The sequence below is a fragment of the Erythrobacter sp. genome (assembly GCA_019739335.1).
In the GTDB taxonomy this organism is placed as follows: Bacteria; Pseudomonadota; Alphaproteobacteria; order Sphingomonadales; family Sphingomonadaceae; genus Alteraurantiacibacter.
Map to the genome: position 1 here is coordinate 2,366,643 of CP073261.1, position 23,485 is coordinate 2,390,127.

Here is a 23,485-nt window from a genome sequence, read left to right on the forward strand (position 1 = left end):
GTCCACACCTCCCCAGCCACCCCCCGTTGCACCGCGCCGCGGGTGCCCCCATATTCCGGGTCAAGCATGGCGGCAGCACCCGCGCGCCGCGTAAAGTAAAGCACGGAAAACACTATGAACGCCTATCCTCTCCTCCCCTTGCGCGACATTGTCGTCTTTCCCGGCATGGTCGTTCCGCTGTTTGTCGGGCGCGACAAGTCGGTCGCGGCGCTCGAAGCGGCTATGGAGGCCAATCGCGATATCTTCCTGATCGCCCAGCGCGATCCCGGCACCGACGATCCGGAGCGCGACGAGCTCTACGATATCGGCACGATCGCGCAGGTGCAGCAGATGCTCAAATTGCCCGATGGCACCGTGCGGGTGCTGGTCGAAGGGCAGACGCGCGCCCGGATGGGCGAGATGCGGCTCGACGGCACGTTCTACCTCGCGCAGACCGAAGCGCTCGACGAGACGACCGCCAGCGGCACCGAAGTCGATGCGATGATGCGCAGCGCGCTCGAACAGTTCGGCGAATATGCCCGCGTGAACAAGAAGCTGCCCGAGGATATCGAGGCCGAGCTGGCCGAGATCGAGGATGCCGGGCAACTGGCCGATGCCATCGCTGCCAGCCTCGCCGCCAAGGTCGATACCAAGCAGCAGTTGCTCGCCGAGATTGATGCCCTGAAGCGGCTGGAAATGGTCTTCTCGCTGATGGAAAGCGAGCTTTCCGTGCAGCAGGTCGAACGCAAGATCCGTGGCCGGGTGAAGCGGCAGATGGAAAAGACCCAGCGCGAATATTACCTCAACGAACAGTTGAAGGCGATCCAGAGCGAACTGGGCGGTGACGGCGAGGATGGCGACGAACTGGCCGAACTGGCGAAGAAGATCGCTGCCACCAAGCTTTCCAAGGAAGCCCGGGCCAAGGCCGAAAGCGAACTGAAGAAGCTGCGCTCGATGCAGCCGATGAGCGCCGAGGCAACGGTGATCCGCAACTATCTCGATGTGCTGCTCGGCCTGCCCTGGGGCAAGAAGAGCAAGATCAAGAAGGATATCGCCAAGGCGCAGCAGGTGCTCGATGCCGATCACTATGCGCTGGAAAAGGTCAAGGACCGGATCGTCGAATACCTTGCGGTGCAGGCACGCACCAACAAGCTGAAGGGTCCGATCCTGTGCCTCGTCGGCCCTCCCGGCGTGGGCAAGACCAGCCTGGGCAAGTCGATCGCGCGCGCTACGGGGCGCGAATTCATCCGCCAGTCGCTCGGCGGGGTGCGGGACGAGGCCGAAATTCGCGGCCACCGCCGCACTTATATCGGCTCTCTGCCCGGCAAGATCGTGTCCAACCTCAAGAAGGCGGGAACCAGCAATCCGCTGTTCCTGCTCGACGAGATCGACAAGCTGGGGCAGGATTTCCGCGGCGATCCGGCTTCGGCGCTGCTCGAAGTGCTCGATCCGGAACAGAACAGCAAGTTCCAGGATCACTATCTGGAGCTGGATATCGACCTGTCGGACGTGATGTTCGTCACCACGGCCAACAGCCTCAACCTGCCACAGCCGCTGCTCGACCGGATGGAGATCATCCGGCTCGAAGGCTATACCGAGGACGAGAAGGTGGAAATCGCGCAGCGCCACCTGATCGCCAAGACGGTGGAAGAACACGGCCTGACCGAAGGCGAATTCACGCTGACCGAGGAGGCCTTGCGCGACCTCATCCGCTATTACACCCGCGAGGCGGGGGTGCGGACGCTGGAACGCGAGATTGCCCGGCTGGCGCGCAAGTCCCTGCGCAAGATCCTAGAAAAGGAAGTCGAAAGCGTTACCGTGACGCCGGAGAACCTTGGCGACTATGCCGGGGTGCGCAAGTTCAAGCACGGCATGTCCGAGGATGAGGCGCAGGTCGGCGCGGTTACGGGCTTGGCCTGGACATCGGTGGGCGGCGAATTGCTGACCATCGAAAGTGTCACCACGCCGGGCAAGGGCGAAGTGAAGACCACCGGCAAGCTGGGCGAAGTGATGAACGAAAGCATCGCTGCCGCTTTCAGCTTCGTAAAGGCGCGCGCGCCGGCCTATGGCATCAAGCCGAGCCTGTTCCAGCGCAAGAACGTCCACATCCACTTGCCCGAAGGCGCCGTACCCAAGGACGGGCCGAGCGCGGGGATCGGGATGGTCACCTCGATCGTCTCGACGCTGACGGGCATTACCGTGCGCCCCGATGTGGCGATGACGGGTGAAGTCACCCTGCGGGGCAGGGTGCTGCCCATCGGCGGGCTGAAGGAAAAGCTGCTCGCCGCGCTGCGCGGGGGGATCAAGACGGTGCTGATCCCCGAGGAAAACGAGAAGGATCTCGCCGAGATACCCGACAACGTGAAGGCGGGGCTGGAGATCATCCCCGTCAGCCATGTCGATCAGGTGCTGGCCGTGGCGCTGACCTCCGCGCCGGTGCCGATCGAGTGGACCGAGGCGGACGATCTCGCCAGCCAGCCGCACGCCCAGCCGGGCGGCGCAGGGCCGGACGTGGCGAGCGTGACCACCGCCCACTGAGTGCTTCGGCAACCGGGCGCGCGTGGCGGGAATCTCCCGTCTGCGCGCCCGATTCCTCGCTTCATCCTGAAAAAGGGCGGTTCGGGAGGGATTGCCTTTGACAGCGCTCGCAAAACTCGCTCAATTCGCGCGCTGTCGCCGGGCGATTCACCGTCGCCATCAAAACATCACAATCAGTGAGGGGGTCTTCCAGACAATGAACAAGAACGAACTGATCGGGGCCGTGGCCGACGCCAGCGGCCTTTCGCGCAACGATGCGACCAAGGCCGTGGAAGCGGTTTTCGACACCATCACCACCACGCTTTCCAAGGGGAACGAAGTGCGGCTGGTGGGCTTCGGCACTTTCTCGGTGGCCAAGCGCAAGGCATCGACGGGCCGCAATCCGCGGACGGGCGAACCGATGACGATCAAGGCCAGCACCCAGCCCAAGTTCAAGGCCGGCAAGGGCCTGAAGGATTCGGTCAACTAAGCAGGTATCGCTGCGGCAGCGGGGCGACCGCTGTCACCAGCAAGGAAGGGCCGCATGTGGGGCGGCCCTTTCCTTTTGCGGAATACCTTCAGGAACGCGGTGCCGAACTCCTCGGTCGACGGTTGGGAACTTATGGCTCGCAAAACAAAATCCGCCAATTGGTTTACTCTCGGCTTCGATGCCTGGGCGCTGGCCGCTGAATCGAACATGGTGATCGGCATGCGGATGGGCGCGCTGGCGCTGGGCGGTCCGGCTGCGGCCAGGGAGGCCGAGCTGATGGTCTGCGAGAAAATCGCCTCGAACATGAAGCTGGGGCTCGCGCTGGCGAGCGGCAAGTACGGCACCAGTCCCGAAGCGGTGATGCGCGGCAGCATCCGCCACTATTCGCGCACCGTGAGCGCCAACCGGCGGCGGCTGGCGAAATAAATCAGCCCCGCGTAGCCAAGGCGTAGAGCGCGATCGCGGCGGCGTTCGAGACGTTGAGGCTTTCCATCGCCGGGCTGATCGGCAGCCGCGCCAGCGCGTCGCAATGCTGGGCGACATTGTGCCGCATCCCTTCGCCTTCCGCCCACAGCACCACCGCCACCGGCCCGCTGGGCAGCACCTCGGCAAAGCTGGCCTCGGCCTCGCCTGCCAGCCCGATCCGCCAGTAGCCCGCTTCCGCCAGCTCCTCCAGCGCGCGGGCGAGGTTGACCACCCGGATCCACGGCACGATCTCCAGCGCGCCCGAGGCGCTCTTTGCCACCACGCCGCTTTCGGGCGGGGCGTGGCGATCCTGGGTGACGATCGCGGCCGCATCGAACGCGGCGGCGGAACGCAGGATCGCGCCGACATTATGCGGATCGGTCACCTGGTCGAGCACGACGATCGGCCGCGCGCTCTCGGCATCCATCACGTCGGCGAGGAACAGGTCGTCCAATGGCTCGCATTCCAGCACCAGCCCCTGGTGCGGCGCATCGCGGGCGACCAGCCGGGCGAGGTCCGCCACTTCGGCGCGTTCGAGCGGGAAGCCGTCGGGCAGCGTGCCGGAGAGCGAATCGAGCCCGTCGAGCGTCGCCCACAGCTTGCGGTGTTCGCGGCGCGGGTTCATCAGCGCGGCCTCGACCGGATGCCGGCCCCAGATCCGCACCGCGGTCTTGCTCGTCCGCCCCGATCCGCGCCCGCCCTGCATCCGCCCGGCGCGCCCGCGCATCCTGTTCCTGTCCTTGACCATGATTTCCTCGATTTACCCGCGAAAGGCGCGGGGTTTCGGGCCTAGTGCCAGCACCCCCATTGACAGGCAAGCGGTGCTTCGCCAAAGGGGCGCCTCTCGGCTGGACGGCCCCCTTCGCGGCGGGCCACTCTCGCGGGCGAAACCCCGCATTCCGGCACCGGTATGGACAGGTGGCCGAGTGGTTAAAGGCAGCAGACTGTAAATCTGCCCGTGCAAGCGTACGCTGGTTCGAATCCAGCCCTGTCCACCACCGCCGCCATCAGATTGAGCGCACAAGCGCACCCAAGCGCGAGGGTCGGGAACCAGCGTTCGGCGCGCAGCGCCGATGGCGCTGGGGCGGAGTCGGAGCGAAGCGGAGACATCCAGCCCTGTCCACCACCGCCGCCATCAGATTGAGCGCACAGGCGCACCCCAGGCGAGAAGGTCGGGAACCAGCGTTCGGTGCGCAAGCGCCGGCGGCGCTGGTTCGGAGTCGGAGCACAGCGGAGACGGCCGCAGGCCAATCCAGCCCCCGCGCCCCGCCGTATTGCGTCACCCCGGACTTGATCCGGGGTCCCGCTTGTCGGCGCCGCAGCAATGAAGAAGGAAGCGGGATCCCGGATCAAGTCCGGGAAGACGAGGGGGGAGGAGACGCCGCCACCCACCCCAACCTCAAGCCTGTCTCAGCACCGCTATCAGGCCTCATCCTCTTCCGGCCCCAGCCCCAGTTCCGCGCGCAGGGCGTCGGCGGCGATCTGGCGGTTGCGCATGTCCTCCAGCTTGGCGGTGAGGCTGGCGAGCACTTCCTCCTCGTCCTCCTCTGCGCGCAAGGCAAATTCGCGCTCCAGCTCGACGAGAAGCTCGGCGCGCACGCGTTCGTAGAGCGGGTGGCCGGGGCGGATCTCGGCGGCGTAGCGTTCCGCGCGGCGATGGCGCAGGAAGAACATCACCAGCGCCTCATTATGCCTCCGTTCTGTGCCGATCAGCTGGCCGGAGGAGACCACCAGCCGCTCCTCCCCCTCGATCGCCCGGGCGAGCGCGCAGTCCTCCAGCCGCTGCACCCCGTAATCCACCGCCCGGTCCCACGCCGAGCAGAAGCCTTCCGCCCCGGGCCGCTGGCGCAGCTTGTAGAGCGCTTCCAGACTGGCCCCGATGTGGAGCGCCGCCTGCTTGACGATGCCGGTAGCGGCGAGATGGGCGATGAAGGCGCGCTGGCGATCGGGCGTGATCGAATTGCGGCGCGGCGCGACATGGGGGACGGGCGCGAAGCCGAGCAGCGGATCGCTGTCGGGGAGGGGCTCGACGGGCGCGGTGACATAGCTCGTTGCCCGCGCCCGCGCGCGCACTGCCGGATTATAGCCTTTCGCGGGGAGGGGAAGTGCCGGGGTCTCGGCTACAGGGGGACGGTCTTCGGGCGCTTCTTCACCAGCAGGCCGGGGGATGGCGCGGGTGCGGGTGGCGGGGAGTTTGTCGGCGCGACTCATGCGCGGGGGTGGAGCATGGGGGAGGGGGTGTAGGAAAGGGGTTTGGTCAACAGCGTATGTTAGGGCTTGCGCAAGGTCCCCGCTAGCAATTGGAATGCATAGTCTTCAAATTGGGGGAAAGTCGTTTCTCAAGATGGCTCGTGGCGGTGTACCTAGATGTGAGGTTGATTGGATCAATCTCCATCTGGCTTTGTGGACTTTACTTCCTTGAGCGAACGGGATGCCCCAAACCCTTCTTTTTTCGGGAACGCTGACTTTATTTCTAATCGTCCCGGCGCCGCATCTCGAGTTGTTTGCTTCGCTTCAAAGCGTGCTTGCTCAAAGCGGATAGAGAGCGCGCGGCGAATTATGGACGGAATGCGCCCAGCCCGGGATACAATGTAGACAACCAAAGCCGCGACCGATGCATTTCCAATTCTCTGTAAAGCAGACTCAGTCTGCAAAAAATTAAGCATAACTGGGGTCTCAATTGTCAAAGTCATCAATATAAAAGTTGCAATGCCTGCACTTCCTAATATGCGAAACAAATCATCGATTGCCTCGGATATTTCTCTTTGGAGATCATCAATCTTGTAAACGGATTTCCCGCTTGAGTTAACTCCTTGCAGGAGGAGCGAAATCGTTGGCAATATTCCCGCTGCGAAAAGCCCCAGGAAGGTAACGCAAATCCGCGCTGTGTCTGCGGAGAAATGAGCAGGCGAAATTAGGCCGGCAAGCAGACCCACTGCCCCGACGCTCGCCCACGTTATCCACCGTCGAGATTGCAATCAATTTTCCCTTCCGCTGCCCAATCTCTCAGCGTGTTCACAATCTGTTCTACAGCATGTGACGGATCGAGCAAGGTTCCTTCGGCGTCGACTTGGCAAGTGGAGGTGAGTTTGCGCAACCCTCCTTTTTCGGTTCCATCGGGGCCGCGCAGCCCCAGATCGTCCGCGTCGATGTTTCGCAATGCTTCGTTTATCGTTGCGCGCGAAATCGCGCGACGTCGCCCCTTACGCTTTATAACGACTTTGAAGAACCCTTCTAGCCATCCGTCGTCGGGCACCTCATCTTCAATCGCGGCGATTGCAGCGTCGTCCCAGCCGAGTGTGCGCAAGACATCGAGCACGGTTGCCCCCTCGCGCCTCGCTCTTGCTGCCTCATCTTCGATTACTCTCCCAACCTCTTCGAGCATCGCTCCGCGATTCGGCTCGGCGCTAACTGTAAGTTCAGCGGTAGCGGGAAGCTCGCGTCCATCGGCAGCCAGAAACTCAGCATTCAGAATAACAGCTTCGCCAGGTTGAAGCTGTCTATCTCGTTGCAAGAGAGCAGTTAAATATCTCTCAAGCGTCTTTCCCTTGACGGATTGATTTTCGATTAGGCCGACATGATTATCCACAACCGCGAAGTAAAGAACTCCTTTCAGAACACGCGCATCATCTCCGATGTTTACTTGCTCAAGAAGATACTCTTCAGTGTCGTTTTCTAAAGAGTCGAGCACAGCAGCCACATCAGCGCCTTCTGTAAGGTGGATGAGCTGCCCGTAAAAGAAACGATTCTCCCAACTGTCGGGCTCGGAGACCTTGTTGAGAATTACAAATGAGCCGTCTTGATCGAGGTCGATAATTCGCGCGCGCGCATTTGCTCCAACTTGCTGGCCGTCATGAACTCCCAGAAGAGCATCTACAATCGAGTTTTTCAGAACGAAATCATCGGTTAGGTCGTCCAGCTTGGTCTGTCGATACTGCACGGTACAGCGCTTTCTCGTCATAACATCGTTCCTAAAATCATTGTTCTGAATGCAGTTCGCAGCCGAGATTATAGTCGGCATCTTGAGTTGGCAACCGCGCCCGCGCGAATGCAAACCGTTGATGTTCGCTTTTACATCGGCTTCACGTCTGTCGCAGCCAGACGTTATCGAATCATCTTCACTCATCAAGGCAGCAATTTCACTGAATTCGCCTAAGTTGAAAGGAGGATTATACAGGCGAATTCGCTCCTTGGGACGTGATTGATTTCTCCCTCATCCGGCTACGTTTCACTTTCGCTAGTGCACCGAAGAATTCAGCTTCATCAGCGCGCTTATCACCTGCGACTCTTCGACCAACTGCGATGCCCAAAGGATGCTACACGTCCTCCAACCCTTGACCCCCACCCCAAACCCCACTAAGGGCACCCCCATCCGGAGCCAGCCCTTGCGGCCAGCCTTGGACAGATAGAGCTGAACATTGCCGGTTACGTCCCGGGGCTCCTCACTGACAAGCGAGGGGCTCTTTTCTATTGCAGCCGCGGCTTTCGCAAGAGAGCAAGGCTGGGGGCAGCCGTCAAAGTAACCCGGTGCCGCAATGCGGATGGGTGGAGTGTTTCAGGCTCGTGCAGGTTCGCCAGTCCGGCACCGTCAAGGACAATGTCCTTCGACAGGTTCGGGACGAGCGGGCCTTGGCATGGTCCTCACCTCCATTCCGCCTGCCAGTCGGCACCTCGAGACAGGCTCCCGCCTCGCGTGGAAGGATTGCGGTTTGCGCCGCGCTCCCTTCAGCAAAAGTGGGAACCGGTTTTGCGCCCGGAAGGGGCGCGCTGGCTCGGCAATAAGGCCGGGCCAGAAAACAAGGTGAAGAGAAATCAATGCCGACTATCAACCAGCTGGTGCGGATGCCGCGCAAGCCCGTCAAGGCCAAGTCCAAAGTGCCGGCGATGGAAGCCAACCCGCAGAAGCGCGGTGTTTGCACGCGCGTCTATACGACGACCCCGAAGAAGCCGAACTCGGCGCTGCGCAAGGTGGCCAAGATCCGCCTGACCAACCAGCGCGAAGTGATCGCCTACATCCCCGGTGAAGGCCACAACCTGCAGGAACACTCCGTGGTGCTGATCCGCGGCGGCCGTGTGCGCGACCTTCCCGGCGTGCGTTACCACGTGCTGCGCGGCGTGCTCGACACGCAGGGCGTGAAGGACCGCAAGCAGAGCCGTTCGAAGTACGGCGCCAAGCGTCCGAAGTAAGGTCTAGTCGCGGCGGCGGCCCGCTCCCCCACCCGGACACCATACCTCTGGTAGTCTCTGGGTGGCCGGGTGGGGGAGCGGGCTGGTGCCGCAAGGCGACCCGGACGGGTCGCCGCATTCCGAAGGAATTAAGAAGATGTCACGTCGTCGTCGTCCCGAAAAGCGGGTCATCCTGCCCGATCCCAAGTTCGGGGATCAGATCCTGTCCAAGTTCATGAACAACCTCATGCTCGACGGGAAGAAAGCCGTTGCCGAAGGTATCGTCTACACCGCGCTCGACGTGGTGCAGGCCAAGGCCAAGGCCGATCCGATCGCGCTGTTCCACGATGCGCTGAACAATGTGAAGCCGCAGGTCGAAGTGCGCAGCCGCCGTGTCGGTGGTGCCACCTACCAGGTGCCTGTGGAGGTTCGCCCCGAGCGTGCCCAGGCGCTGGCGATCCGCTGGCTGATCACCGCCGCGCGCGGTCGCGCCGAAACCACCATGAGCGCGCGCCTTTCGGGCGAGCTGATGGATGCGGCCAACAATCGCGGCAACGCGGTGAAGAAGCGCGAAGACACGCACCGCATGGCGGACGCGAACCGCGCTTTCTCGCACTACCGCTGGTAGTCGGGATTAGCTTGTAGGCCTCCCTTTGGCGGCGCTCATCCTGAGCCTGTCGAAGGGCGGCCTTCAAGCTGTCACATTCGATACTATATGGAGGGGGCGCGATCCGTTCGCTCCTCCGAAACGCTAAGGAAATCCACATGGCCCGCGAGTATCCGCTCGACCGCTATCGCAATATCGGCATCATGGCGCACATCGATGCCGGCAAGACCACCACGACCGAACGCATCCTGTATTATACCGGCAAGTCCTACAAGATCGGCGAAGTGCACGATGGCGCGGCGACGATGGACTGGATGGAACAGGAGCAGGAGCGCGGGATCACCATTACGTCCGCCGCGACGACCACCTTCTGGACGCCCGAGGATCCGACGATGGATCCGCGCTCGGCTCCCGATGACCTGCGTGCGGAGATGCCGAAGTACCGCATCAACATCATCGACACGCCCGGCCACGTGGACTTCACCATCGAAGTCGAACGCTCGCTGCGCGTGCTCGACGGAGCTGTGGCCGTGTTCGACGGTGTAGCCGGGGTTGAGCCGCAGTCCGAAACCGTCTGGCGCCAGGCCGACAAGTACGGCGTCCCCCGGATGTGCTTCATCAACAAATTGGACCGCACCGGCGCCGACTTCTACTACTGCGTGCAGTCGATCATCGATCGCCTCGGCGCGACCCCGCTGGTGCTTTACCTGCCGATCGGCGCGGAAAGCAGCCTCAAGGGCGTGGTCGATCTGGTGAACAACCGCGGCATCGTCTGGCAGGCGGAAGATCTCGGCGCGAAGTACGAGTTCATCGATATTCCGGAAGACCTGGCCGACAAGGCCGCCGAATACCGTGAGCGGCTGATCGAACTCGTCGTCGAACAGGACGATGAGATCATGGAAGCCTACCTCGAAGGCAACGAGCCCGACGTGGCGACGATCAAGAGCCTGATCCGCAAGGGCACTATGGATCGCAAGTTCGTGCCCGTCACCTGCGGTTCGGCGTTCAAGAACAAGGGCGTCCAGCCGCTGCTCGACGCTGTGGTCGATTACATGCCGAGCCCACTCGACGTTCCCGCGATCAAGGGCGTGCTGCCCGACAGCGACGAGGAAGCCGAGCGTCCGTCGAGCGACGACGCGCCGTTCTCCGCGCTGGCGTTCAAGATCATGAACGATCCCTTCGTCGGTTCGCTCACCTTCACCCGCATCTATTCGGGCAAGCTGACCAAGGGTCAGGTCCTGAACTCGGTGAAGGACAAGAAGGAAAAGATCGGCCGCATGCTGCTGATGCACTCGAACAACCGCGAGGATATCGAAGAAGCCTTCGCGGGCGACATCGTCGCGCTGGCGGGTATGAAGGACACCACCACCGGCGATACGCTGTGTGACATGGCGAATCCGATCATTCTTGAGAGGATGGAATTCCCCGAGCCGGTGATCGAACTTTCGGTGGAGCCCAAGACCAAGGCCGACCAGGAAAAGATGGGCGTTGCGCTCAATCGTCTTGCTGCCGAGGATCCCTCGTTCCGCGTTTCAACCGATCACGAATCGGGCCAGACGATCATCAAGGGCATGGGTGAACTGCATCTCGACATTCTGGTCGATCGCATGCGCCGTGAATTCAAGGTGGAAGCCAATGTCGGTGCACCGCAGGTGGCCTACCGTGAATCGCTGGCTCGTGCCGTGGATGTCGATTACACTCACAAGAAGCAGTCGGGTGGTTCGGGCCAGTTCGGTCGTGCCAAGGTTACGGTAACACCGGGCGAGCGCGGCCAGGGCATCATCTTTTCGGACGAGGTCAAGGGCGGTAACATTCCGAAGGAATATATCCCCGCGATCGAGAAGGGCATGCGCGAGCAGGCTGAAAGCGGTCACCTGATCGGCTTCCCGCTGATCGACTTCACGATCAAGCTGACCGACGGCGCCTACCACGACGTCGACTCCAGCGCGATCGCGTTCGAAATCTGCGGCCGTGGCGCAATGCGCGAAGTGGCGGAAAAGGCAGGCATCAAGCTGCTCGAACCGATCATGAAGGTCGAGGTCGTGACTCCCGAGGATTACCTCGGCGATGTCATCGGCGATCTCAACTCGCGGCGTGGCCAGATCCAGGGCACCGACACGCGGGGCAATGCCCAGGCGGTGGAAGCCAATGTGCCGCTCGCCAACATGTTCGGCTACGTGAACGAGCTGCGCTCTTTCACCCAGGGCCGGGCCAACTACTCGATGCAGTTCAGCCACTATGACGAAGTCCCGTCCAACGTGGCGGCGGAGATCAAGGAGAAGCTTGCCTAAGGTCAGGCAAGCGTCTAGGGGCGGCGCCTGTTTCAACGGGTGCCGCTTCCTCTCCCGGTGTGATTCACTTTTTACAGACAGAGGTTTTTGAGAAATGGCTAAGGAAAAATTCCAGCGGAACAAGCCGCACTGCAACATCGGCACCATCGGTCACGTCGACCATGGCAAGACCACGCTGACGGCCGCGATCACCAAGGTGATGGCGGAAAAGCATGGCGGTGCGGCTGTCGATTTCGCGAACATCGACAAGGCTCCCGAAGAGCGTGAGCGAGGCATCACCATTTCGACCGCGCACGTCGAATACGAGACCGCCGCGCGCCACTATGCGCACGTCGATTGCCCCGGCCACGCCGACTATGTGAAGAACATGATCACCGGTGCCGCGCAGATGGACGGCGCGATCCTGGTGGTGAACGCTGCCGACGGTCCGATGCCGCAGACCCGCGAGCACATCTTGCTCGCCCGCCAGGTCGGCGTGCCCGCGCTGGTGGTGTACATGAACAAGGTCGATCAGGTGGACGACGAGGAAATCCTCGAACTCGTCGAACTGGAAGTGCGCGAGTTGCTTTCCTCCTACGACTTCGACGGCGACAACATCGCCATCGTCAAGGGGTCGGCGCTGGCCGCTCTCGAAGGTCGTAACCCGGAAATCGGCGAAAGCTCGATCATCGCGCTGATGGATGCTGTTGACCAGTTCATCCCGCAGCCCGAGCGTCCGGTTGACCGTCCGTTCCTGATGCCGATCGAAGACGTGTTCTCGATCTCTGGCCGCGGCACCGTGGTGACCGGCCGTGTCGAAAGCGGCATCGTCAACGTGGGTGACGAAGTCGAAATCGTCGGCATCAAGGACACCCAGAAGACGGTCGTGACCGGCGTGGAAATGTTCCGCAAGCTGCTCGATCGCGGTGAAGCCGGTGACAACATCGGCGCGCTGATCCGTGGTGTTGCCCGTGAAGCGGTGGAGCGTGGCCAGGTCCTCGCCAAGCCCGGCTCGGTCAACCCGCACACCGATTTCGATGCCGAAGTCTACGTGCTGTCGAAGGATGAAGGTGGCCGTCACACGCCGTTCTTCGCCAACTACCGTCCGCAGTTCTACTTCCGCACCACCGACGTGACCGGCGAAGTCGTGCTTCCCGAAGGCACCGAAATGGTGATGCCGGGCGACAACGTTTCGATCGGCGTCAAGCTGATCGCGCCGATCGCGATGGACGAAGGCTTGCGCTTCGCCATTCGTGAAGGTGGCCGTACCGTTGGTTCGGGCGTCGTGGCGAAGATCACCAAGTAGTTCCTGCCGCGCCAACCGGCGCAGCGGAGCAAAAGCGGCCCGGCACTCCAATTGAGTGCCGGGCCCTTTTTTTGAAGGCGCTGCTTGCGGGCAGGGCGGCTTGGCGCGAGGCAATCGAGGCCGGTGAAATTCACCGATTTCGGGGGTTGCCAGCGAGGGGTCTCCACCGTATACGCGCCCTCACAGGCGGAGATTCGTTTCCGCCGATTGAAATTTTTCGAAGGCCGCCCGTTCCGGGAAACCGGGGATAGCGGGGCGGGCCTTTGTTTTTTGCGGTTTGGCAACAGGCCGCTTGGCTCTTTCGCATCGGTAGTGGAACATGGACGCACAGAATATCCGTATTCGCCTCAAGGCTTTCGATCACCGCGTGCTCGACCAGGCAACTGGAGAGATCGCGGATACTGCAAAGCGTACTGGCGCGCTTATTCGTGGTCCGATTCCGCTTCCGACGCGCATGGAGAAGTTCACCGTGAACCGTGGTCCGCACGTCGACAAGAAGTCGCGCGAGCAGTTCGAGGTGCGCACCTACAAACGGCTGCTCGACATCGTGCAGCCCAACGCCCAGACGGTGGACGCGCTAATGAAGCTCGATCTCGCCGCCGGCGTGAACGTGGAAATCAAGCTCGCTTGATGCGCTGATAGTCCTCCGGTCCGGACTTTAAACGGACCGAGAATTTCGGGGCTCTATGGCCCCGCCGGTTCCAGACCGGCAAGACATAGGGATACCGCCGGGCCCTCCTTCGGGAGAACATGGTCCGGGCCGCGTCCCCCGTCTCGCTCAAGCCGCCACCCGGCAGTTTGCGCAATTCAGCCCGGACGGGGCGGCGTTTCGAAAATTCGGGCTGACATGCACCTGGGGATGGTCCTCTTGTGCCTCTGTAAGGAGTTTGCGTGATGCGCAGTGGCGTGATCGCTAAGAAAGTCGGGATGACCCGCCTGTTCCAGGAGGATGGACGTCACGTTCCCGTGACCGTTCTTTCGCTGGAAGGCTGCCAGGTCACCGGGAATCGCACCGCCGATCGTGATGGATATTTCTCCGTCCAGCTCGGCGCGGGCGATGCCAAGCACAAGAATGTCAACAAGCCGCAGCGCGAAGCTTTCGCCAAGGCCGAAGTCGGCCTGAAGCAGAAGGTTGCCGAATTCCGCGTCGCGAACGAGGAGGGTCTCCTTCCCGTCGGCGCGACGATCACGGCTGATCACTTCATTGCTGGGCAGATGGTCGACGTCACCGGCCACACCGTCGGCAAGGGTTTTGCCGGTGTCATGAAGCGTTGGGGCTTCGGTGGCCTGCGCGCATCGCACGGTGTTTCCGTCTCGCACCGTTCGCACGGTTCGACCGGTCAGCGCCAGGATCCGGGCAAGGTCTTCAAGAACAAGAAGATGGCTGGCCACATGGGCGATCGTCAGCGCACCCAGCAGAACCTCGAAGTCGTGCGCACCGACGCCGATCGCGGCCTGATCTTCGTCAAGGGCTCGGTGCCCGGCGCGAAGAATGGCTGGCTGCTGGTCAAGGACGCGGTCAAGATCCCGTTGCCTGAAGGCGTGCCGTTCCCCGGCGCAATGCGTCGCAACGCTGCTGAAACCGCAAGCGATGATGCTGTGCCCGGCATGGTCGAATCGGCCGCCGAGCATGAAGTGAACCCCGCAGTGGACGTGGCGACGCAGGAGCGGCTTGCTGAAGAGCAGCAGTCCGGTGCCGATGCCGTGGAAGCCCCGGCAGACGACCAGAACAATGCGCCCGCAGCCGACACCGGCTCGGACGAAAGCCCAAAATCTGAAAATGGGGAGTCCTGATCGTGAAGGTCAAGGTCCAGAAAATCGACGGCAAGGCTGCCGGCGACGTGGAACTCAACGATGCCGTCTTCGGTGTCGAGCCACGCGCTGATATCCTGCACCGCGTGGTAACGTGGCAGCTCGAAAAGCGCCGCGGCACCGCCCGTCCGACGCGCGAGCGTTCGGATGTTGCCCGCACCGGCAAGAAGTTCGGCAAGCAGAAGGGTTCCGGCGGCGCTCGCCACGGCAACCGTCGCGCCCCGATCTTCATCGGCGGCGGTAAGGCCCACGGTGCGCGCAAGCGTGACTTCGAGCCTTCGCTGAACAAGAAGATCCGCGCGCTCGGCCTCAAGATGGCACTGAGCAGCAAGGCAAAGGACGGTCTCGTGATCGTCGACAGCCTCGATCTGTCCGATGCCAAGACGAAGGCGCTCAAGGGCCACTTCGACAAGAACGGCTGGAACCGCAAGGTGCTGGTGATCGGTGGCGAAAGCGTCAGTGATGGTTTTGCCAAGGCCGTGCGCAACCTGCCGGGTGTCAACGTGATGCCGGCTGTCGGTGCGAACGTCTATGACATCCTCAACCACGACACGCTGGTCCTCACCAAGGACGCTGTCGAAAAGCTGGAGGCGCGTTTCAATGGCTAAGAAGCAGGAAATCGCTGCCCGTCATTATGACGTGATCGTTGCCCCGCACATCACCGAGAAATCGACGATGGCGGGCGAGAACAACGCCATCGTGTTCAAGGTCGCCAATGATGCGACCAAGCCGCAGATCAAGGAAGCCGTGGAAGCGATCTACGACACCAAGGTCCTGGGCGTGAACACCATCGTGGTGAAGGGCAAGACCAAGCGTTGGAAGGGCAAGCCCTACAAGCGGTCCGACTTCAAGAAGGCGATTGTTCGTCTGGCCGAAGGCCAGGACCCGATCGACTTCACGAGCACCATCTGAGGCCAGGGACAGGAACTAAGACATGGCACTCAAGAATTACAAGCCGACTAGCCCGTCCCGGCGCGCGCTCGTTCTGGTCGACAAGACCGGCCTCCACAAGGGTGGCCCGGTCAAGTCGCTGAGCGAAGGCAAGCGCAAGACTGGTGGCCGCAACAACAAGGGCCACGTGACTTCGCGCGGCCGTGGTGGCGGCAACAAGCAGAAGTACCGCTTCATCGATTTCAAGCGGCGCAAGTGGGACATGGAAGCCACCGTGGAGCGGATCGAATACGATCCCAACCGCACCGCTTTCATCGCCTTGCTCAAGTATGAAGATGGCGAACTCGCCTACATCATTGCGCCGAACCGTGTCGCCCCCGGCGACAAGGTTATCGCTGGCGAGAAGGTCGATACCAAGCCGGGCAACGCGATGCTGCTGGGCCAGATGCCAGTCGGCACCATCATCCACAATGTGGAGATGAAGCCGGGCAAGGGTGGGCAGATCGCTCGTTCGGCAGGGACTTACGTGCAGCTCGTCGGTCGTGACCGCGGGATGGTGATCGTTCGCCTGAACTCTGGCGAGCAGCGTTACCTGCGTTCGGATTGCATGGGGACGGTCGGTTCGGTGTCGAACCCCGACAACCAGAACCAGAACCTCGGCAAGGCCGGTCGCAAGCGCCACATGGGTGTGAAGCCCCTGACGCGCGGTGTGGCCAAGAACCCGGTCGATCACCCGCACGGCGGCGGTGAAGGCCGCACCAGCGGTGGTCGTCACCCGGTTACGCCGTGGGGCAAGCCGACCAAGGGCGCCCGTACCCGCAGCAACAAGCAGACGGACAAGATGATCATCCGTTCGCGCCACGCCAAGAAGAAGAGGTAAGGCCACATGGCACGTTCCGTCTGGAAAGGTCCGTTCGTCGATCTTCACCTGTTGAAGAAGGCACAGACCGCGCAGGAAGAAAGCACCAAGAAGCCGATCAAGACCTGGTCGCGCCGCTCCACTATCCTGCCGGATTTCGTGGGCCTGACGTTCAGCGTCTATAACGGCCACAAGTTCATCCCGGTCTCGGTTTCCGAGGAAATGGTCGGCCACAAGCTCGGCGAATTTGCGCCAACGCGCACCTTCCCCGGCCACGCTGCCGACAAGAAGGGTAAAAGGTAATGGGCAAGACCAAGTCCCCCCGCCGCGTCGGCGAAAACGAGGCGCTGGCCGTCGGCACCACCATTCGTGGTTCGGCGCAGAAGCTGAATCTCGTGGCGGCGCTGATCCGTGGCAAGAAGGCCGAAGATGCACTGAACATCCTCTCCTTCTCGAAGCGTGCAATGGCCCGCGACGCCAGCAAGGTGCTGGCTTCGGCTATCGCCAATGCGGAAAACAACCACGATCTCGATGTCGACGCGCTGGTCGTCGCCGAAGCGAGTGTCGGCAAGTCGGTTACGATGAAGCGGTTCGCCACGCGCGGTCGCGGCAAGTCCACGCGCATCCTCAAGCCGTTCAGCCGGCTGCGGATCGTCGTGCGCGAGCAGGAAGAGGCGTAAGATGGGTCATAAGAGCAATCCGATCGGTCTGCGCCTGCAGATCAACCGCACCTGGGACAGCCGGTGGTACGCCGAAGGCGGTGAATACGCCAAGCTGCTCAAGGAAGACATCCTGATCCGCAAGTACATCGTCGAGACCCTGCCGCAGGCAGCGATTTCGAAGATCGTTATCGAGCGTCCGGCAAAGTTGTGTCGCGTGTCCATCTATGCTGCGCGCCCCGGCGTGATCATTGGCAAGAAGGGCGCAGACATTGAAAAGCTGCGCGCAAAGCTGGCCACGATGACTGCCAGCGACGTCAAGCTGAACATCGTCGAAATCCGCAAGCCGGAAGTCGATGCCAAGCTTGTGGCACAGGGCATTGCCGATCAGCTGGTGCGCCGTGTGGCGTTCCGCCGGGCAATGAAGCGCGCGATGCAGTCTGCCATGCGTCTGGGTGCCGAAGGCATCAAGATCATGTGCGGCGGTCGTCTCGGCGGGGCGGAAATCGCCCGCGTCGAACAATATCGCGAAGGCCGCGTGCCGCTGCATACGCTGCGCGCCAACATCGATTATGCCGAAGCCGAGGCGCTTACTGCCTATGGCATCATCGGCATCAAGGTGTGGGTCTTCAAGGGCGAAATCCTGGGTCACGATCCGACCTCGCAGGACCGCCTGATGATGGAATCGCAGACGTCCGGCGTCCGGCCAGCGCGTTGAGGTGAGTAGATAACATGCTGCAACCGAAGAAAACCAAGTTCCGCAAGGCCTTCAAGGGCAAGATCCATGGCAAGGCCAAGGGCGGGACGGATCTGAATTTCGGATCCTACGGCCTCAAGGCCCTGGAACCCGAGCGTATCACAGCGCGCCAGATCGAAGCCGCCCGCCGGGCGATCACGCGTCACATCAAGCGCCAGGGGCGCTTGTGGATCCGCGTGTTCCCCGATGTGCCGGTGACGAAAAAGCCCGCCGAAGTCCGTCAGGGCAAGGGCAAGGGCGCGATCGAATTCTGGGCCGCCCGCGTCAAGCCCGGCCGCGTGCTGTTCGAACTCGATGGCGTTCCCGGCCCGCTGGCCGCTGAGGCATTCGAGCGTGCGGCGATGAAGCTGCCGATCAAGACCAAGGTGATCGCGCGCTTGGGCGATACCTCGCACCTGGGCGGAGACAAGTAATGGCGAAGATAGAAGACCTTCGTACGAAGACCGACGATCAGCTCGACGTACAGCTGGTGCAGCTGAAGAAGGAGCAGTTCAATCTGCGCTTCCAGGCTGCGACCAACCAGCTTGAGGGCGCTGCCCGCGTCCGCCAGGTCCGCCGCGAGATCGCGCAGATCAAGACGCTTCAGGGTGAGCGCGCCAAGAGCGCTCAGTCCGAAGCCGCGAAGGCTTAAGGAGCAAACGATGCCCAAGCGTATCCTCACCGGGACTGTCACCTCCGACAAGACCGACAAGACCGTGACCGTGCTGGTCGAACGCCGCGTGAAGCACCCGTTGTACGGGAAAATCATCAAGCGTTCGAAGAAGTATCACGCGCACGATGAAGCCAACGAATTCGTAGTGGGCGACAAGGTCCGCATCGAAGAGACACGGCCGATTTCGAAGACCAAGACCTGGGCGGTCAAGGATCGTCTGGTTGCGAGCAAGGGCCAGGCCGTCGAGGCCGAGCTCGATGTCAAGGAATCGATGCCGACCGGTGCGCCTGCTGACAAGCAGGGTGACAAGAAGCCCGCCAAGGCTGAAGCCGAAGCATGAGAATTGGCTCGCCACACAGGTGGCGGGCAGACGTTAGGAACTGTCGGGCTGGTTTCGGCCATAGTCTCGGCAAGCCAATGAGAAGGAAGACGGATCGATGATCCAGATGCAATCCAATCTCGACGTCGCGGACAACAGCGGCGCAAAGCGCGTCCAGTGCATCAAGGTGCTGGGTGGGTCGAAGCGCCGGACCGCGAGTGTCGGGGACGTGATCGTGGTTTCCGTGAAGGAAGCCCAGCCACGCGCCCGTGTGAAGAAGGGTGACGTTCACCGTGCGGTGATCGTGCGCACCCGCAAGGACGTGCGCCGCCCGGATGGCAGCGTGATCCGCTTCGATTCAAACGCGGCAGTGCTGGTCAACAAGAACGAGGAGCCGATCGGCACCCGTATCTTCGGCCCGGTGGTCCGTGAACTGCGGGGTCGTGGTTTCATGAAGATCATCTCGCTCGCGCCGGAGGTGCTGTGATGGGCGCTGCCAAGATCAAGAAGGGCGACAAGGTTGTCGTGCTGTCGGGTAAGGACAAGGGCCAGACTGGCACTGTCCAGCAGGTCATGCCGAAGGATGGCAAGGTCCTGGTCGATGGCGTCAACGTGATGACCCGTCACCGCAAGCCGAGTCAGGCGAACCCGCAGGGCGGGATCGACCGGGTTCCGGCGCCTTTGGCGATCAGCAAGGTTGCTGTTGCCGATCCCAAGGATGGCAAGCCCACCCGCGTCCGGTTTGAAACCAAGGACGGCAAGAAGGTGCGCGTTGCCGTCAAGTCCGGGGAGACTATCGATGGCTGATTATACCCCCCGCATGAAGCAGAAGTATGCGGATGAAATCGTTGCGGCGATGACCGAGAAGTTCGGTTACACCAACCGTCTCCAGGTTCCGCGGATCGAGAAGATCACGCTCAACATGGGCGTGGGCGAAGCGAGCCAGGACAAGAAGAAGGTCCAGACCGCAGCCGAGGAAATGGAACTGATCGCCGGTCAGAAGCCGGTGATTACCAAGGCGAAGAAGTCGATCGCGCAGTTCAAGCTGCGTGATGGCATGCCGATCGGCTGCAAGGTCAACCTGCGCCGCGATCGCATGTACGAATTCCTCGACCGCCTGGTGACCATCGCCATGCCCCGCATCCGCGATTTCCGCGGCGTGAACCCCAAGTCGTTCGACGGCCAGGGCAACTACGCCATGGGCATCAGGGAGCAGATCATCTTTCCGGAGATCAGCTACGACCGGATCGAAAAGGTGCGCGGGATGGATATCATCGTGACCACCACCGCCAAGACCGACGACGAGGCGCGCGAACTGCTGCGCCTGTTCGGTTTCCCGTTCCCGCTCGAAGAAGCGGCTGAAGAAGAAAAGGCGGCGGCGTAAGCCGTCCCCTTGCTGGATAGAGAAAAGAAGAGAGCTTAAGTCCAATGGCGAAACTGAGTTCCATCAACAAGAACGAGCGGCGCAAGCTCCTCGTCAAGAAGTACGCTGGCAAGTACGCCAAGCTGAAGGCCGTGGCCGACAATGAATCGCTCGACGAAACCGAGCGCCTCATGGCCCGCTTGAAGATGGCCGAACTGCCGCGCAACGCGAACCCGACCCGGGTGCGCAACCGCTGCAACACCACCGGCCGCCCGCGCGGCTATTACCGCAAGTTCGGGCTTTGCCGCATCGAACTCCGCGATCTGGCCAACAAGGGCCTGATCCCGGGCGTGACCAAGTCGAGCTGGTGAGGATCTGAACCATGGCATTGACCGATCCCCTGGGTGATATGCTCACCCGTATCCGCAACGGCCAGCAGGCGAAGAAGGATTCCGTCCTTTCGCCCGCCAGCAAGCTGCGTGCTAACGTCCTCGAAGTGCTTCAGCGGGAAGGCTACATTCGTGGCTATTCCGAAGACACGAGCGGCAAGCACAAGGCGCTGCGGATCGAACTGAAGTATTTCGAAGGCGAACCTGCGATCAAGCATGTCGCCCGCGTGTCCCGCCCTGGCCGCCGCATCTATTCGGGTTCGAAGGAAATCCCGAACGTGCGCAACGGTCTTGGCATCACCATCGTCTCGACGCCCAAGGGCGTGCTTTCGGATAACGAAGCGCGCAACGAAAACGTCGGTGGCGAAGTGCTGGCGGAGGTGTTCTGATGAGCCGCATCGGCAAAAAGCCGGTGGCGATCCCCAGCGGGGTCACCGCCAAGGCGGAGAACGGCGTGTTGAGCGTGAAGGGCCCCAAGGGCGAGCTCACCATGTCGATGTTCGACCTGATCGAATACAAGATCGAAGGCGACGAAATCCAGGTCAACCCTATCAACAAGACCAAGCAGGCCCGGCAGTTCTGGGGTATGCAGCGCACTTTGGTGCAGAACCTTGTCGATGGTGTGACCGAAGGTTTCACCAAGGTCCTGAACATCACCGGCGTCGGCTATCGTGCTTCGGCAACGGGCAATAAGATCAAGTTGCAGCTCGGTTTCAGCCACGATGTCGATCTGGACGTTCCCGAGGGTCTCGAAGTGAAGACCCCGGATCAGACCACGATCGAGATTTCCGGTATCGACAAGCAGAAGGTCGGGCAGTTTGCTGCCGAGATCCGCGAATGGCGCAAGCCGGAGCCCTACAAAGGCAAGGGTGTGCGGTATCGCGGCGAGTTTATCTTCCGCAAGGAAGGGAAGAAGAAGTAAGATGGCAAAGCTCTCTCTCTTTGAACGTCGCCGTCGCCGGGTGCGCACTGCGCTCCGTGCGCGTGCCGGTGGCAAGCCGCGGCTGTCGGTGCACCGCACCGGCAAGCACATTTATGCGCAGGTCATCGATGACAAGGACGGTCGTACCGTTGCTGCCGCCAGCACGCTGGGCAGCAAGGCATCGGGTGCCAACGTCGATGCCGCTTCGCAGGTCGGCAAGGATATTGCCGAAGCTGCTAAGAAGGCTGGCGTGACCACTGTCGTGTTCGATCGCGGCGGGTTCCTGTTCCATGGCCGCGTCAAGGCGCTGGCCGATGCCGCCCGCGAAGGCGGGCTGGAGTTCTGATTATGGCTGACGAAACCAACAACGAAGATGTGAAGGTGGACAACGCGGGTTCGACCCCGACGCCCACCACTGCGCCAAGCGAGGCGTTCATCAACCAGTCGTCCGCTGGCGGAACCGATACTGCTCCGCGCGGTCGTGGTGGCCGTGGTGGCGGCGGTGGTGGCCGTGACAACAATCGCGGCGGCGGTGGCGGCCGTGACAATCGTGGCGGTGGTCGCGGTCGTGACGATCGCCGTGGCGGTCGTGGCGGAGACGACGACGGTGGTGAGGAGCTGATTGAAAAGCTCGTCCACATCAACCGCGTCGCCAAGGTGGTGAAGGGCGGCAAGCGCTTCGGTTTCGCCGCGCTGGTCGTGGTGGGTGACGGCAAGGGCCGCGTCGGCTTCGGCCACGGCAAGGCCCGCGAAGTTCCCGAAGCGATCAACAAGGCGACTGCGGCGGCCAAGAAGGCCATGATCCGCGTGCCGCTGAAGGAAGGTCGCACGCTGCACCATGACGGGATGGGCCACTTTGGCGCCGGCCGGGTGAACGTGCGTTCGGCGCCTGCCGGTACCGGCATCATCGCCGGTGGCCCGATGCGCGCCGTGTTCGAAAGCCTTGGCGTTGCCGACGTGGTGACCAAGTCGATCGGCACGTCGAACCCCTACAACATGATCCGCGCTACCTTCGATGCTCTCGTCAACCAGTCTTCGCCGAAGTCGGTTGCCCAGCGTCGCGGCAAGAAGGTCGCCGATCTTCTGGGTCGCGGTGGTGCTACTGTGGTCGAGGCGGAAGCCGACGCTGCGGCTCTGGTGGAGTAAGAACGATGGCCGATAAGAAAACCATCAAGATCAAGCAGATCGGTTCGCCGATCCGCCGCCCCAAGGATCAGCGCGAAACGCTGATCGGGCTGGGCCTCAACAAGATGCACAAGGTCGTCGAGTTGCAGGACACCCCGGAAGTTCGCGGCGCGATCCGCAAGCTGCCGCACATGGTGCAGATCGTAGAGGACTAAGCCTCTCTACCGCACCGAAACAAATTGACGGTGGTGGCCCGCTGGACTAGCGGGCCGCTTCCATTTTACCAGCGCGAACATAGCGAAAGCGAGTGCAAGACATGAAACTGAACGACATCCGTGACAATGATGGCGCCCGCAAGGGCCGTATGCGCGTCGGACGCGGCATCGGTTCCGGCAAGGGCAAGACCTCGGGGCGCGGCCAGAAGGGCCAGAAGAGCCGTTCGGGCGTTTCCATCAAGGGCTTCGAAGGCGGCCAGATGCCGCTGCACATGCGCCTGCCGAAGCGCGGCTTCAACAATCCGTTCGGCAAGGACTATGCCGAAGTGAACCTGGGCCAGATCCAGAAGCTGGTCGATAACGGCAAGCTCGATGCCAAGGGCACTGTGGACCATGCGGCGCTCAAGGCAGCCGGTGTGGCGCGCGGTGGCAAGGACGGCGTGCGCCTGCTCGGCAAGGGTGAACTGACCGCCAAGCTGACCTTCAGCGTTGCCGGTGCGTCCAAGGGCGCGATCGAAGCGGTCGAAAAGACCGGCGGCAAGGTCGAAGTGATCGACAAGGGCAAGCCCGAGCACGAAAAGAAGCTTGAGCGCCGCGAGGCCAACAAGGCCGCCAAGGCCGCCAAGCACGGTTAATCGGTAAAATGGACGGCGCGGGTTCGACATCGGGCCCGCGCCTCCCTATCTAGCTCTCCTGAGCCGGGAGGGACCGGCGCAAGAACC

General features: G+C 62.0%; 32 protein-coding genes and 1 tRNA gene. 29 read left to right on the plus strand and 4 right to left on the minus strand.

Translation table 11 applies throughout. The annotated features are described in order from the left end of the window. The first annotated feature begins 114 nt into the window (after positions 1-114). The 3 genes from lon (at position 115) to JY451_11660 (ending at position 3,412) form a co-directional block, all read left to right on the plus strand. The gene (gene lon, locus JY451_11650; protein ID QZH74333.1) at positions 115-2,517 is read left to right on the plus strand and encodes an endopeptidase La; all 2,403 of its coding nucleotides are present in this window, start codon (positions 115-117) and stop codon (positions 2,515-2,517) included. 196 nt (positions 2,518-2,713) lie between these two features. Then, complete coding sequence (locus JY451_11655) at positions 2,714-2,986, plus strand: HU family DNA-binding protein (protein ID QZH74334.1); 273 nt, start codon at positions 2,714-2,716, stop codon at positions 2,984-2,986. A 132-nt stretch (positions 2,987-3,118) separates the two neighbouring features. Further along, positions 3,119-3,412, plus strand: coding sequence for a hypothetical protein (locus JY451_11660; protein ID QZH74335.1), 294 nt, complete (start codon positions 3,119-3,121; stop codon positions 3,410-3,412). 1 nt (position 3,413) lies between these two features. Here JY451_11660 and JY451_11665 read toward each other — a convergent pair whose 3' ends face one another. Next, positions 3,414-4,199: an RNA methyltransferase gene (locus JY451_11665; GenBank protein QZH74336.1), complete on the minus strand. Its 786-nt coding sequence runs from the start codon at positions 4,197-4,199 to the stop codon at positions 3,414-3,416. Positions 4,200-4,363: 164 nt separating this feature from the next. Between JY451_11665 and JY451_11670 the strand changes: the two genes are divergently transcribed. Further along, a tRNA-Tyr gene (locus tag JY451_11670) sits at positions 4,364-4,449 on the plus strand. 424 nt (positions 4,450-4,873) lie between these two features. Here the strand turns inward: JY451_11670 and JY451_11675 are convergent. The 3 genes from JY451_11675 to JY451_11685 all read right to left on the minus strand — a co-directional run bounded on the left by JY451_11675 (position 4,874) and on the right by JY451_11685 (position 7,577). After that, positions 4,874-5,524 carry a hypothetical protein gene (locus JY451_11675; GenBank protein QZH76702.1) on the minus strand — a complete coding sequence of 217 codons (651 nt, stop codon included), beginning with the start codon at positions 5,522-5,524 and terminating at the stop codon, positions 4,874-4,876. Between the two features lie 311 nt (positions 5,525-5,835). Further along, complete coding sequence (locus JY451_11680; GenBank protein QZH74337.1) at positions 5,836-6,387, minus strand: hypothetical protein; 552 nt, start codon at positions 6,385-6,387, stop codon at positions 5,836-5,838. A 20-nt stretch (positions 6,388-6,407) separates the two neighbouring features. Continuing rightward, entirely contained in the window at positions 6,408-7,577 is a 1,170-nt protein-coding gene (locus JY451_11685) for a hypothetical protein (GenBank protein ID QZH74338.1), read from the minus strand. 689 nt (positions 7,578-8,266) lie between these two features. Between JY451_11685 and rpsL the strand changes: the two genes are divergently transcribed. From rpsL to JY451_11810, 25 genes are all read left to right on the plus strand, one after another. Then, positions 8,267-8,638, plus strand: coding sequence for a 30S ribosomal protein S12 (gene rpsL / locus JY451_11690; protein QZH74339.1), 372 nt, complete (start codon positions 8,267-8,269; stop codon positions 8,636-8,638). A 136-nt stretch (positions 8,639-8,774) separates the two neighbouring features. Further along, the gene (rpsG, locus tag JY451_11695; protein ID QZH74340.1) at positions 8,775-9,245 is read left to right on the plus strand and encodes a 30S ribosomal protein S7; all 471 of its coding nucleotides are present in this window, start codon (positions 8,775-8,777) and stop codon (positions 9,243-9,245) included. A gap of 137 nt (positions 9,246-9,382) precedes the next feature. Further along, positions 9,383-11,515 (plus strand): elongation factor G, encoded by a 2,133-nt coding sequence (gene fusA, locus JY451_11700; protein QZH74341.1) that lies wholly within the window; start codon positions 9,383-9,385, stop codon positions 11,513-11,515. Between the two features lie 94 nt (positions 11,516-11,609). Next, positions 11,610-12,800 (plus strand): elongation factor Tu, encoded by a 1,191-nt coding sequence (tuf, locus tag JY451_11705; GenBank protein ID QZH74342.1) that lies wholly within the window; start codon positions 11,610-11,612, stop codon positions 12,798-12,800. Between the two features lie 319 nt (positions 12,801-13,119). After that, positions 13,120-13,431 carry a 30S ribosomal protein S10 gene (gene rpsJ, locus JY451_11710; GenBank protein QZH74343.1) on the plus strand — a complete coding sequence of 104 codons (312 nt, stop codon included), beginning with the start codon at positions 13,120-13,122 and terminating at the stop codon, positions 13,429-13,431. Positions 13,432-13,694: 263 nt separating this feature from the next. Beyond that, the gene (gene rplC / locus JY451_11715; GenBank protein ID QZH74344.1) at positions 13,695-14,594 is read left to right on the plus strand and encodes a 50S ribosomal protein L3; all 900 of its coding nucleotides are present in this window, start codon (positions 13,695-13,697) and stop codon (positions 14,592-14,594) included. A gap of 2 nt (positions 14,595-14,596) precedes the next feature. Further along, positions 14,597-15,220 (plus strand): 50S ribosomal protein L4, encoded by a 624-nt coding sequence (rplD, locus tag JY451_11720; GenBank protein ID QZH74345.1) that lies wholly within the window; start codon positions 14,597-14,599, stop codon positions 15,218-15,220. Next, positions 15,213-15,524 (plus strand): 50S ribosomal protein L23, encoded by a 312-nt coding sequence (locus tag JY451_11725; protein QZH74346.1) that lies wholly within the window; start codon positions 15,213-15,215, stop codon positions 15,522-15,524. Before rplD ends, JY451_11725 begins: the two co-directional genes overlap by 8 nt. Before the next feature lie 22 nt (positions 15,525-15,546). Beyond that, positions 15,547-16,383 (plus strand): 50S ribosomal protein L2, encoded by an 837-nt coding sequence (gene rplB / locus JY451_11730; GenBank protein ID QZH74347.1) that lies wholly within the window; start codon positions 15,547-15,549, stop codon positions 16,381-16,383. Positions 16,384-16,389: 6 nt separating this feature from the next. Continuing rightward, positions 16,390-16,665, plus strand: coding sequence for a 30S ribosomal protein S19 (gene rpsS / locus JY451_11735; protein ID QZH74348.1), 276 nt, complete (start codon positions 16,390-16,392; stop codon positions 16,663-16,665). Beyond that, complete coding sequence (gene rplV, locus JY451_11740) at positions 16,665-17,042, plus strand: 50S ribosomal protein L22 (protein ID QZH74349.1); 378 nt, start codon at positions 16,665-16,667, stop codon at positions 17,040-17,042. Before rpsS ends, rplV begins: the two co-directional genes overlap by 1 nt. A gap of 1 nt (position 17,043) precedes the next feature. Beyond that, positions 17,044-17,739: a 30S ribosomal protein S3 gene (gene rpsC / locus JY451_11745; GenBank protein QZH74350.1), complete on the plus strand. Its 696-nt coding sequence runs from the start codon at positions 17,044-17,046 to the stop codon at positions 17,737-17,739. Positions 17,740-17,753: 14 nt separating this feature from the next. Beyond that, the gene (rplP, locus tag JY451_11750) at positions 17,754-18,191 is read left to right on the plus strand and encodes a 50S ribosomal protein L16 (GenBank protein QZH74351.1); all 438 of its coding nucleotides are present in this window, start codon (positions 17,754-17,756) and stop codon (positions 18,189-18,191) included. Continuing rightward, positions 18,191-18,409 carry a 50S ribosomal protein L29 gene (gene rpmC / locus JY451_11755; GenBank protein QZH74352.1) on the plus strand — a complete coding sequence of 73 codons (219 nt, stop codon included), beginning with the start codon at positions 18,191-18,193 and terminating at the stop codon, positions 18,407-18,409. The genes rplP and rpmC overlap by 1 nt, the downstream gene beginning before the upstream one ends. Positions 18,410-18,419: 10 nt before the next feature. Then, a complete protein-coding gene (gene rpsQ, locus JY451_11760) occupies positions 18,420-18,770 on the plus strand; it encodes a 30S ribosomal protein S17 (protein QZH74353.1) in 351 nt (116 codons plus the stop codon). Between the two features lie 97 nt (positions 18,771-18,867). Next, positions 18,868-19,236: a 50S ribosomal protein L14 gene (gene rplN, locus JY451_11765; protein ID QZH74354.1), complete on the plus strand. Its 369-nt coding sequence runs from the start codon at positions 18,868-18,870 to the stop codon at positions 19,234-19,236. Continuing rightward, positions 19,236-19,556 carry a 50S ribosomal protein L24 gene (gene rplX / locus JY451_11770; protein QZH74355.1) on the plus strand — a complete coding sequence of 107 codons (321 nt, stop codon included), beginning with the start codon at positions 19,236-19,238 and terminating at the stop codon, positions 19,554-19,556. Before rplN ends, rplX begins: the two co-directional genes overlap by 1 nt. Next, positions 19,549-20,133, plus strand: a complete 585-nt coding sequence (gene rplE, locus JY451_11775; protein QZH74356.1) for a 50S ribosomal protein L5 — start codon at positions 19,549-19,551, stop codon at positions 20,131-20,133. The genes rplX and rplE overlap by 8 nt, the downstream gene beginning before the upstream one ends. Positions 20,134-20,177: 44 nt before the next feature. Continuing rightward, the gene (gene rpsN / locus JY451_11780; protein QZH74357.1) at positions 20,178-20,483 is read left to right on the plus strand and encodes a 30S ribosomal protein S14; all 306 of its coding nucleotides are present in this window, start codon (positions 20,178-20,180) and stop codon (positions 20,481-20,483) included. A gap of 11 nt (positions 20,484-20,494) precedes the next feature. Next, complete coding sequence (rpsH, locus tag JY451_11785; GenBank protein ID QZH74358.1) at positions 20,495-20,890, plus strand: 30S ribosomal protein S8; 396 nt, start codon at positions 20,495-20,497, stop codon at positions 20,888-20,890. Next, positions 20,890-21,423: a 50S ribosomal protein L6 gene (rplF, locus tag JY451_11790; protein QZH74359.1), complete on the plus strand. Its 534-nt coding sequence runs from the start codon at positions 20,890-20,892 to the stop codon at positions 21,421-21,423. Before rpsH ends, rplF begins: the two co-directional genes overlap by 1 nt. 1 nt (position 21,424) lies before the next feature. Continuing rightward, positions 21,425-21,769 carry a 50S ribosomal protein L18 gene (gene rplR / locus JY451_11795; GenBank protein ID QZH74360.1) on the plus strand — a complete coding sequence of 115 codons (345 nt, stop codon included), beginning with the start codon at positions 21,425-21,427 and terminating at the stop codon, positions 21,767-21,769. A 272-nt stretch (positions 21,770-22,041) separates the two neighbouring features. Next, complete coding sequence (gene rpsE / locus JY451_11800; GenBank protein QZH76703.1) at positions 22,042-22,569, plus strand: 30S ribosomal protein S5; 528 nt, start codon at positions 22,042-22,044, stop codon at positions 22,567-22,569. A 5-nt stretch (positions 22,570-22,574) separates the two neighbouring features. Continuing rightward, a complete protein-coding gene (rpmD, locus tag JY451_11805) occupies positions 22,575-22,763 on the plus strand; it encodes a 50S ribosomal protein L30 (protein QZH74361.1) in 189 nt (62 codons plus the stop codon). Between the two features lie 101 nt (positions 22,764-22,864). Further along, positions 22,865-23,398 (plus strand): 50S ribosomal protein L15, encoded by a 534-nt coding sequence (locus JY451_11810; protein QZH74362.1) that lies wholly within the window; start codon positions 22,865-22,867, stop codon positions 23,396-23,398. The last annotated feature ends 87 nt before the right edge of the window (positions 23,399-23,485 follow it).